7 protein-coding genes are annotated in these 10,293 nt (G+C 61.1%); 3 read left to right on the forward strand and 4 right to left on the reverse strand.

Annotated features, from left to right (window positions below):
* The coding region (locus ACEW8G_RS13970; RefSeq protein WP_373489016.1) for a peroxidase family protein at positions 1–509 on the forward strand (509 nt) is incomplete at its 5' end.
* A gap of 43 nt (positions 510–552) precedes the next feature.
* Here the strand turns inward: ACEW8G_RS13970 and ACEW8G_RS13975 are convergent.
* The 4 genes from ACEW8G_RS13975 to ACEW8G_RS13990 all read right to left on the reverse strand — a co-directional run bounded on the left by ACEW8G_RS13975 (position 553) and on the right by ACEW8G_RS13990 (position 5,467).
* The gene (locus tag ACEW8G_RS13975; RefSeq protein WP_373489017.1) at positions 553–1,269 is read right to left on the reverse strand and encodes a CHAT domain-containing protein; all 717 of its coding nucleotides are present in this window, start codon (positions 1,267–1,269) and stop codon (positions 553–555) included.
* 516 nt (positions 1,270–1,785) lie between these two features.
* A complete protein-coding gene (gene galK, locus ACEW8G_RS13980; RefSeq protein ID WP_373489018.1) occupies positions 1,786–2,961 on the reverse strand; it encodes a galactokinase in 1,176 nt (391 codons plus the stop codon).
* Entirely contained in the window at positions 2,958–4,001 is a 1,044-nt protein-coding gene (locus tag ACEW8G_RS13985; protein WP_373489019.1) for a UDP-glucose--hexose-1-phosphate uridylyltransferase, read from the reverse strand. The genes galK and ACEW8G_RS13985 overlap by 4 nt, the downstream gene beginning before the upstream one ends.
* On the reverse strand, positions 3,998–5,467 hold the full coding sequence (locus ACEW8G_RS13990) for a sodium/solute symporter (protein ID WP_373489020.1): 1,470 nt from the start codon (positions 5,465–5,467) through the stop codon (positions 3,998–4,000). The genes ACEW8G_RS13985 and ACEW8G_RS13990 overlap by 4 nt, the downstream gene beginning before the upstream one ends.
* A gap of 100 nt (positions 5,468–5,567) precedes the next feature.
* Here ACEW8G_RS13990 and ACEW8G_RS13995 point away from each other — a divergent pair, with 100 nt between their 5' ends.
* The gene (locus tag ACEW8G_RS13995; RefSeq protein WP_373489021.1) at positions 5,568–7,670 is read left to right on the forward strand and encodes an alpha-galactosidase; all 2,103 of its coding nucleotides are present in this window, start codon (positions 5,568–5,570) and stop codon (positions 7,668–7,670) included.
* Entirely contained in the window at positions 7,667–9,574 is a 1,908-nt protein-coding gene (locus ACEW8G_RS14000) for a beta-galactosidase (protein WP_373489022.1), read from the forward strand. The genes ACEW8G_RS13995 and ACEW8G_RS14000 overlap by 4 nt, the downstream gene beginning before the upstream one ends.
* The last annotated feature ends 719 nt before the right edge of the window (positions 9,575–10,293 follow it).

A 10,293-nucleotide genomic window follows, 5' to 3' on the forward strand; every position in this document is an offset into this window, starting at 1 on the left:
CCAACGCCGAGCAGACCGACGCCAACAGTTTCGAGCCGCTTGAACCGCGTGCTGACGCGTTCCGCAACTATCTCGCGACCAAGCAGAGCGTGAAGACCGAGGAACTGATGCTCGATCGTGCGCACCTGCTGGGGCTGTCGATCCCGGAGATGGCGGTGCTGGTGGCAGGCCTGCGCGTGCTGGGCGCCAATGCGGGCAATTCCACCCACGGTGTGCTCACCCAGCGGCCGGGCCTGTTGACCAACGACTTCTTCGTCAACCTGCTCGACATGAAGACGGCTTGGAAGGTCGTGGACACCAGCGGCGATGAAGAGTTCATCGGCACCGACCGCAGTACTGGCGGGCAGCGCTGGACCGCGACGCGCACCGATCTGGTGTTCGGGTCAAACTCGCAGTTGCGCGCAGTCTCAGAAGTCTATGCCGAGCGTGGCAACGAGATGAAATTCGTCAAGGACTTTATCGCCGCCTGGACCAAGGTGATGAACGCCGACAGATTTGACATCGGTTGATCAAACATGATGATAGCCAGTTTATTCGTGTCTGGACGCTATTTCAACGCCCCTCACCCGCAAGCGTAAATGCAGCCCAGGCGCCGGGGTGAGCGAACTCCAGTTTGTCATTCGTATTGCGTATGTCTCGCATGGCATTTTGCAGCGCCTTGGCGCGGCTTTCACCAATCTGCGTGCGACGTAGTGCATTGACCGTAAGCTCGGCCGCGACGCTGTCGTAAACTGGCCAGTGGCTAACGAGCAAGCTGGGTGCGCCAGCGTAGAAGAATGCGCGGGCGAGGCCCGACAGGCCAGCCTCGCCAGCCTTTCCTGACGGCGCTGCGGTGTTGCATGCTGAGAGGATGACCCACTCCGTGCTGCGCAGATCAAGCTCAAGGACTTCGGATACGGCAAGATAGCCATCGTCCTTGTTGGTGGCCTTGGCAGGCGGGGTGAACACCAATCCCGGTTCGGCACGCGCGCCGCTCTCGCTCGCAGTCAGCCCATGGGTGGCAAGGTGAAGGGTGCTAACCGCGCTCAGGTCAGTCTCGCGCAACGCGGGTTCCGTCATATTGCCTACCAGTCGGATCGCGTTGACCGAGGCGCCAAGCATGGTCTGCACCGCGACAAGTTCCCGCGCCGTGCCGGGCAAGCGCGCCAGTTTTCGAAGCGCTACGGGATCCATGAGCGGCGCGCCGGCATCGGTGACGCCCTGCCCTGCCAGCAGGGTGGCATCAGGCGGCCGCAAGCTAGCACTGCGCGCTCCGCGCGTTTGTGCCACGCCGCTCAGCAGCGGATCGCCGAAACCGGCAAAGCCAGAAGCCTTGGCTCCACTGGGGTTGCGCTTGCTCGAGGCGCTTCGCTGATTGAAGGTTCGTGAACTTAGATGCTTTCATGCCAAACCTCCTTGCCCAGCCAAGGAAATCTAAGGTCGAAAACTCTAGCCGCAAATGGTCCAAAATTCAGGTGGCAGAGCATTCATGATGGATGTTTGATGGGTTGGCAACGTGTCTGGGGGCATGCCCCCAGACACGTTGGCCGGCGAGCTCGGCGGGCAAACTATTTTATCCTCGCGAGAAATTCGAAACATCGCCAAACCCGACTTGTCACGCCTTGCCGCAACTGGCCGCCTGGAGTGATCGCAGCGGAATGCGCTTGGCCGCACGGCTCAGCACAAAGTGCCACGTTCCAATGGCAGAGCCCAGTCATCTGGTCCACTGCTCGATGTGCAGACTTTGCGGAACGAACCGCATTGTCCTGTCGATGCCGAGTCCCGACGACCCGCAGGGTTAATCCATCATTGAAAGACGATCGGCGCGGCCCCCTTAGCGGGCGCGAAACTGTTGGAGCTGGCGGGAAGGCTGGCAGTGGTATTGTAGCGCGCAACGGCATCATCAATCGCCCAACTTGCTGTACGGTCCGCCACGGCCACCAGACATCCGCCAAATCCTGCGCCGGTCAAGCGCACTCCGCCTGCGGTTCCAAGCGCTTCGGCCACTAGCCCGACCAGCCGGTCAATCGGCGGCAGCGAAACGTCAAAATCGTCAGCGAGCGAGCGATGAGCCTCCGCCAACAGCGCTGCCAAAACAGCAGAATCCCCCTGCGCCAGCGCCAAAGCCACCGGCTCAACCCGCGCGATTTCCGAAACGACATGGCGCGCACGAGCAAAATGCACATCGTCCAGCCACCCGCGCGCGCGTTCCAAAGCTTCGGGGCTCAGATCGCGCAATGCTGCAACGCCATAATGCCGCGCCGCCGCTTTGCATTCCGCGCGCCGCAGATTAAAGGCGCTGCCTGTCAGCTCACGCCGCAACCCAGTGTTGATCACGGTGATGACGAGGGACTCGTGGATCGGGATCGGCATATGTTCAAGCGAACGACAATCAAGCAGCAACGCATGGCCTGCCGTGCTGGACGCCGATGCCATCTGATCCATGATCCCACAGGCACAGCCGACAAAGTCATTCTCTGCAGCCTGCGCCACCTTGGCGAGCACATCGGGTGAAAGATTGAGCCCGGAATGCTCCGCACAGGCTAGCGCCACCGCTACCCCGAGCGCCGCCGATGACGACAACCCCACGCCAATCGGCACGTCACTAGCAATCGCGATGCGCGCAGGCTTTAACCGGTGGCCGCGACCGGCCAACGCGTGCACCACACCGCGAACATGGTTCCGCCAGTTTTGATCCGCGCGCACGATCGGCGCATCGAGCGAAAAATCATCGCGCGCACTGCCCATCTCGGCCATATCCAGCGCCGTTGCCTCAAACAGGTTTCCCTCCCCTGCTCCAAGCGCGACGATAGTCTCGCGGTCGATGGCGCAGGGCAGCACGTAACCAGCATTGTAATCGACATGCTCGCCGATCAGGTTGACCCTGCCTGGTGCGGCAAAAAAATGCGTCGGCTCGGTCCCGTAAACAAGCTGGAAGCCTTCCCGTGCCCGGTCGATCAGACGTTCGCGGCGATCCATCATGCCTCCCGTTGCGCCAAACGATAATGCACCACGCCGCTGGCATTGCGCAACATCTCAGCCGCGCGTTCGGGCGTGAGATCGCGCTGCGGTTCGGCCAACATTTCATAGCCGACCATGAATTTGCGCACACTCGCCGAACGCAGCAGCGGCGGATAGACATGCGCGTGGAGCTGCCAGTGAGCGATATCCGGCATGCCGAAAGGGGCCTGATGCCAGCCCATCGAATAGGGAAAGCTGGTCTGGAACAGATTGTCATAGCGGGTGGTCAGCGCCCTGAGGATGGCCGCGAGGCTATCGCGCTGTCCATCGGTCAGTTGCGGCATCCGCTGCACAGCAAAGCGGGGGAGCAGCAGCGTCTCGAACGGCCAAGCCGCCCAGAAGGGGACGATGGCGAGCCAATTGTCGTTGATCTCGACCATGCGCTCACCGCTGGCCGCTTCGCGTTGGGCGACATCGACGAGAAGAGTCCCTTCGTGCGCTTCGCGATACTGGCGCTGGTGATGATCCTCCTGCGCAACCTCCTGCGGCCAGTGCGCTGTCGCCCAGACCTGCCCGTGGGGGTGCGGGTTGGAACACCCCATCATCGCGCCCTTGTTTTCGAACACTTGCACATTGCCAAATCGCGCCCCGAGCTCGGCAGTCTGATCGGCCCAGCAATCCACGACGCCGCGCAATTGCTCAAGGGTCAGCAGGGGGAGCGACTTGCCGTGATCGGGCGAAAAGCAGATCACCCGGCACACGCCTGCCGATGCCTCGGCCCGGAACAGCGGATCGTGATCGACTGCGGCCGGCTGATCCTTTGCCAGCGCGGGGAAGTCATTATCGAACACGTAAACGCCCGCGTAATCCGGGTTGGCTTCACCGCCGACGCGGGTGTTGCCGGGGCACAGGAAGCAAGCCGGATCATAAGCGGGCGGAAGCTGATCAGGCGGGCTAACCTCGCCCTGCCACGGCCGCCCCATGCGCTGCGGCGAAACTTGCACCCAGCTTGCAGTCAGCGGGTTATAGCGCCGGTGCGGACGAGCAAGATTGATGGTCATACCGCCACTTCGCGCGGGCGGCTCCAGGCCAGTTGCGCCCGATTGCCCAGCACAAACCGGTTGACCGCCAGCGAAGCCAGTAGGCTGGTCACCAGCGTGATCACCATGAAGTGGATGTAATGCAGCGTGATGATCCCTGCCGGGCTGAGGTGGAAAGTGAACAACCCATACAGCACCACGCCCCACACCACTCCGGCAATCGCCGCTGGCGCGTCGACATTGCGGAACATCAGCCCAGCGATAAACGCTGACAGGATCGGCATGGACAGCAACCCGTTCAATTGCTGGAGCAGGTTGATGATGCTGGTGGCAGTTTGATACATTGGCACCAACAGCACTGCCACCACCGTCAGCAGTATCGAAACCCCGGCAGCCAGCTTCCAGTGGTTCTTGACCTCCCCAACGAACTGCTCGTGGAAATCGACCGCATAGAGCGCTACCGAGGAATTGAGCACCGCGCTGAAAGTCGTGATCACCGCCGCCGCCACCATCGCGGCGAACGCCCCCGAAAGCCAGGGGGGGAGGATTTCTGCCACCAGCCGGCCGTAAGCCGCATCGCCAATGTCACCGAACAGCTTGAACGCGACGATGCCCGGGATCACCACAATCGGTGGCACGATCAGGATGCGGATCAGCGCGGCAACCATCACGCCTTTCTGCGCCTCGCGGATCGAGGGCGCGGCCATCGCCTTTTGGGTGAGGTTCTGGTTCGTTGACCAGTAGAATATCTGGATAAAGATCATCCCCGTCAGCAACGTGGGCCACGGGATCGGACTGTCGGGCCCGCCAACCATGGTAATGCGTTCGGCAGGAACACCGGTGACGATATCCCAATCCACCGCAGCTAATCCCAGCACCACGATTAACATGGCAAGGCCCAGGATGCCAACCCCGGAATAGGTGTCCATCACGGCAACTGCACGCAATCCACCGAGCACCGCATATCCCGCTGCAATCACAGCCAGAATCGTGGCAAAAAACAGCAGCGGCACACCCTGCCCAAACAGCGACTGCATGAACAGGCTGCCCGAATAAAGTGCGGCCGGCAGATAGATCAGCACATTGCCTACCAGAAACAGGCCCGCAACCAATGTACGGATGCTGCGCCCGCCATAGCGCTGTTCCAGCAGCTCGGTCACGGTGGTACAGTTGTTGCGATAATAAACTGGCACAAACACAAACGCGAGAATCATCAGGCCGAAAAACCCCGCAATCTCCCACCACGCTAGCAACAGCATTTGATTACCGTTCATCCCGACGAGCTGATCAGTCGACAAGTTGGTAAGCGTGATTGACCCGGCCACGAACAGCCACGACAGTTTGCCACCCGCCAGATACACGTCCTTGCGTGAACCATCATGCGCGCTGCGCCGGATCGTGAGCCAGGTCGCAATTCCAACAGCGGCGGTTAGCCCAATGCAGACCGCAATCTGAATCATGCTGGCAACTGGTATAGTGGCGATCATTGCACGCTTTCCCCGCACGTTTGACGCGGTTACAGCGGATTGGCGAGGGCCTGGCAAGCCTGCGGGCAATATTCATCACCGAGACCGATGGGAGTGAGTTTTGAGCGAAGGTCCAAGCTTTGCAAGGCTCGATGGCGAACGCACCAGCGCGATCTGGATGCAGCGGAACGATGCGCTTGAATGCCTTTATCTTGGACCGCGGCTTGCAGAGGATGAAGACCTTCACGCGCTCGCCCAAGCCAGCGCCCGTGCGGGCCACGAAAACCAGCCCGATGTCCAGCCGACCGGCGGCTTACTACCCGACCTGAGGACAGGCTGGCGCGGACCGCTTTTGGTTGGCTTGAGCGAGTCTGGCAAGACGGTGCATCCGCGCTGGGCTGGGCTGACGCTACAAGAACATTGTGAGGCGGACCGTATCGAGGCATCTTGGCATGATCAGAGCCTTGGACTTGCGCTGTCGATCAGCTGGTCGATGCGCGCAGGAGACATCATTGCTGCCAAAACGAACATCTGGAACACCGGTGAGCGCGAATTGATGCTGACAAGGTGCGCCTCGCTGCTGCTTGCGCTGCCGCACGGCGTCGATCACGTCACCCACTTTGCTGGGCGCTGGGCCGATGACATGCGGGCCGAACGTCTGGCGATCACGCGGGCAGGCCTCGGGTGGGTGTCACGCGGTGGAAAATCGGGCTTCGCGGGCGGCGACTGGCTGGTATTTGACGATGCGCGCACCGGCGCGTGCCTTGGCTTTCATCTGGCGTGGACCGGGGATCACGAGGTTCGGATTGCGCGCGATGAAGACGGGCAAATCACGCTGCTTGCGCAAGTGCCACCCGATGCGCTTGGCTTCCCTGCGTTTATGTCGCCCGAGGCGCTGTTTGCATGTGCCAAGGACGCGGACGCCTTGACCCATGCCTTTCATGTTCACGCCCGTGCGTGTCTGGCGCAATCGACGAGTGCAAAAGTGAACCCTGAGCGCATTCGCAAAGTGCATTTCAACACCTGGGAGGCATGCGGATTCGATTTCGACGAGGCTCGGCTGATGCGCCTTGCCGAGGACGCTGCAAATCTGGGCGTAGAGCGCTTCGTGCTCGATGATGGCTGGTTCAAGGGCCGCAGCAGTGACCGCGCCGGTCTTGGCGACTTGATCGCGGACCCGCAGCGGCTTCCCCGTGGCCTTGGCCCGTTGACCGACCATGTCCAATCGCTGGGCATGGATTTTGGCCTTTGGGTGGAGCCGGAAATGGTCTCACCCGACAGCGACCTTTACCGCGCCCATCCCGACTGGTGCTTCCATGAGCCGGGGCAGCAACGCCCGACTGAACGTGGCCAACTGGTGCTTGACCTTGGCAAGCGCGAAGTCGCCGACCATTTGTTCGAATGCATCGCGCGTCTGCTGCGTGATCACGACATCGCCTATCTTAAATGGGACCATAATCGGCGCCTGTTCCCGCCGGGCGCGGGGTTGGAGCAGGTTCATGTGCTGCACGCGATCTGGGCCCGGCTGCGCGATCAGTTCCCCGACACCATGATCGAAAGTTGCGCAAGCGGGGGCGGACGGATCGACATGAGCCTCATCGGGCTGTGCGAACGCGTTTGGCCGAGCGACAATAACGATCCGATTGAGCGCGTGCGAATCATGCGCGAATGGAGCCGCTTCCTGCCGCTTGAGGCACTCGGCAACCATGTAGGGCCTTCGCCCAATCCGATTACCGGACGAAGCACCGATATGGACTTCCGGGCCAAGGTCGCGCTGTTCGGGCACATGGGGGTCGAAGCTGACCCGGGTGTAATGGAGACAGCCGAGCGTATGTTGCTGGCGGCGCATATCATGCTCTACAAACAATGGCGCCAAGTGCTGCATTCGGGCGCGTTCTATCGGCTGGATCATCCCGATCCAGGCATCTTCGCGCAATTGGTGACAGACGGGGCAAAGGTATTGGCGCTGGTGGCCCAGACCACATTTTCCATCGACTTCGAAGCCGCGCCCGTTCGCCTCAAGGGGCTCGATGCTGACGCGCCCTACCGCGTAACGCTGCCTGAACCGTGGCCTAGAAAGGCCCGGCACCGCATCGCCAATCCTGAAATCTGGCGCACAGGCATAACCCTGTCGGGCGCAGCGTTGATGCACCACGGCCTCGCCCTCCCCCTCACCCATCCCGAAACCGCATGGCTAATCGCACTGGAAAGACTGCCGCAATGAAACTTGGCTGCTGTTACTATCCTGAACATTGGGCGGAAGACATCTGGGCCGAGGATGCGATGCGCATGGCAGAGATGGGCCTCACGCTCGTACGCATCGGCGAATTCGCCTGGAGCCGGATCGAACCAGAGCCGGGCCGCTATGATTGGGGTTGGCTCGACCGGGCAATCGACACGCTCGCGCAGGCGGGGCTGCAAGTGATCCTTGGCACGCCAACCGCGACTCCGCCCAAGTGGCTGGTCGACACGATGCCCGATATGGTCGCCATCGACGAACAGGGCCGTCCGCGCGGTTTCGGCTCGCGGCGGCACTATTGTTTTTCGCATCCCGGTTACCGCGCCGAATGCGCACGGATCGTGGCTGCGCTGGCGGAACGCTATGGCCAGCATCCTGCCATCGTGATGTGGCAGACCGACAACGAATATGGCTGCCATGACACTGTGCTGAGCTTTTCGGATGCCGCAGCCGCCGCTTTCCGCGTCTGGCTTGAGGCCCGTTACGGCACCGCCGAAGCGCTCAATGCCGCGTGGGGCAATGTGTTCTGGAGCATGGAGTACCGCAGCTTTTCCGAAGTCGATCCTCCAAATCTCACCGTGGCCGAAGCCAATCCGGCACATTGGCTCGATTATCGCCGGTTCGCTTCGGATCAGGTCGTCAGCTTCAATCTGGCGCAAGCGGCGATCCTGCGCAGTGCGGCACCGGGCAAAGACATCACCCACAATTTCATGGGTTTCTTCACCGAATTCGACCACCACGATCTCGGCCGCGATATTGATGTGGCGATGTGGGACTCATACCCGCTCGGCTTTCTCGAACAGTTCTGGTTTTCGGTTGACGAGAAGCGCGCCTATCTGCGGCAAGGCCACCCCGATATTGCCGCCTTCCACCATGATCTCTATCGCGGGTGCTCGAAAGGTCGCTGGGGGGTCATGGAGCAACAACCTGGTCCGGTGAACTGGGCGCGTTTCAACCCTGCGCCGCTGCCGGGAATGGTTGCGCTGTGGACGCTGGAAGCGGCAGCGCACGGAGCGGAGTTGACCTCCTATTTCCGCTGGCGACAGGCACCATTTGCGCAGGAGCAAATGCACGCCGGCCTGCTGCGCCCCGACAGAACCGATGCTGAGGCGGTAAACGAGGTGCGCGCCGCTGCCAATGTGCTGGCCGACATCGGCGCGCAGGCGACTGCGCAGGCCAAGGTTGCGCTGGTGTTTTCTTATGACGCAGCATGGGTATGCAGCATCCAGCCACAGGGGCAAAGTTTCCGCTATCTGGAACTTGTGTTCGAGTGGTACTCGGCGTTGCGAACGCGCGGGCTTGATGTCGATATCGTCGCGCCGGAAGCTGACCTGACAGGATATCAGCTGGTGTTGATCCCCTCTTTGCCGATCCTGCCTGAAGGCATTGTCGAGAAAGTCGCGTCCTTGACCTGCCCAGTGCTGCTGGGGCCGAGGTCAGGCAGCAAAACCTCGAACTTCAGCATTCCCGATGGCTTAGCGCCGGGCGATCTCAAGTCGGTGATCGCGCTCACCGTCACCAGAGTCGAAAGCCTGCGAGACGGGGTGAGCGAGCCTGGGGATGGTTGGTTGGTGACCCGATGGCGCGAGGATGTGCAAAGCCACTTCGTGCCCGAGTTCGCCGACGCCGCGAAGCGGGGTGTCGTTTATGCCAGCGGCACCGTGCGTTATTGCGCGATCTGGCCCGACCGCGCCCTGCTGCGGTTGCTCATCGAGCTTATGGCGGGAGAAACGGACCTCCTGCTGCTTGACCTTCCCGAAGGCATTCGCGTGCGCAACAGCGCCAGCCACAGCTTCACCTTCAACTATACAAACGACGCCGTTTTCGTGCCGCATATTGGCAAGACGCTCGTCTCCGCGAACTGGCACATCGCTCCGCGTGACTGCTGATCGTCAGTCATCAACTGAGCAGAGGCGGTGGTCTTGCCAGTTTAATCACAACCAGTCTCCGATTGGCCGAGCGCCCCCCTCCTGCTTTTCGCTGTCTCTCAAGGCAGTCATCGTTGACCTGTAGGAACGCAGACCGTGGGTGGTGATTGTCTCAAGCGAGCATGGCCTTCATCGGGACGCATTCGCATCGAATGCGGCGAAATGTTGGAGATGCGGCGTTAAAAATCTAACCGCCTGATGCCCGAACGCCCAGGCCACGCTTTACCACAAACGAAGCAGTCGCCAGTTTGTCGGCGGCCAAATTGCCGGGAAGTGCTGAGGGCTGCGCCGAGCCTGATACATTCATATAGGCGGCTTCGGGGTCGTTTGCTGACCCGCAGGAATTTTTCGAAAGCGGGGCAAAGCCGCCATTAGCGGCCCGATCTGAGCCGTGACGGCTTCCGACCCAATTGTCGCCGTTCGCGGCACTGTCTGCAAACGACTGCTTTGGAGAATTCCGGACGTTCCAATCAACCTGCTCGAATTGAACTTAGGAGCTCACGCCTCCGGCAAACCCGGCGCGGTTCAATTCCGCAAAAGCGCTGCCCGCTCGGAATGCCAGAGTTGGCGGCGACAGCTTAAGGCCGCAACCATCAGGGCTGAAAAAAAATGGGCAGCACGTACAGCGCGAGCAGGATCAAAAAAGCTGGCACTAGCTTGTCAAAGTCACTTCGCTTTCA

The organism is Blastomonas sp., from assembly GCF_041747255.1.
Taxonomy (GTDB): Bacteria; Pseudomonadota; Alphaproteobacteria; order Sphingomonadales; family Sphingomonadaceae; genus Blastomonas.

Excerpts from the sequence above, each read along its gene's own strand:
- galK (WP_373489018.1), bottom strand. The coding sequence starts at position 2,961 with ATGATGGATCGCCGCGAACGTCTGATCGACCGGGCACGGGAAGGCTTC.
- ACEW8G_RS13985 (WP_373489019.1), bottom strand. The coding sequence starts at position 4,001 with ATGACCATCAATCTTGCTCGTCCGCACCGGCGCTATAACCCGCTGACT.
- ACEW8G_RS13990 (WP_373489020.1), bottom strand. The coding sequence starts at position 5,467 with ATGATCGCCACTATACCAGTTGCCAGCATGATTCAGATTGCGGTCTGC.
- ACEW8G_RS14000 (WP_373489022.1), top strand. The coding sequence starts at position 7,667 with ATGAAACTTGGCTGCTGTTACTATCCTGAACATTGGGCGGAAGACATC.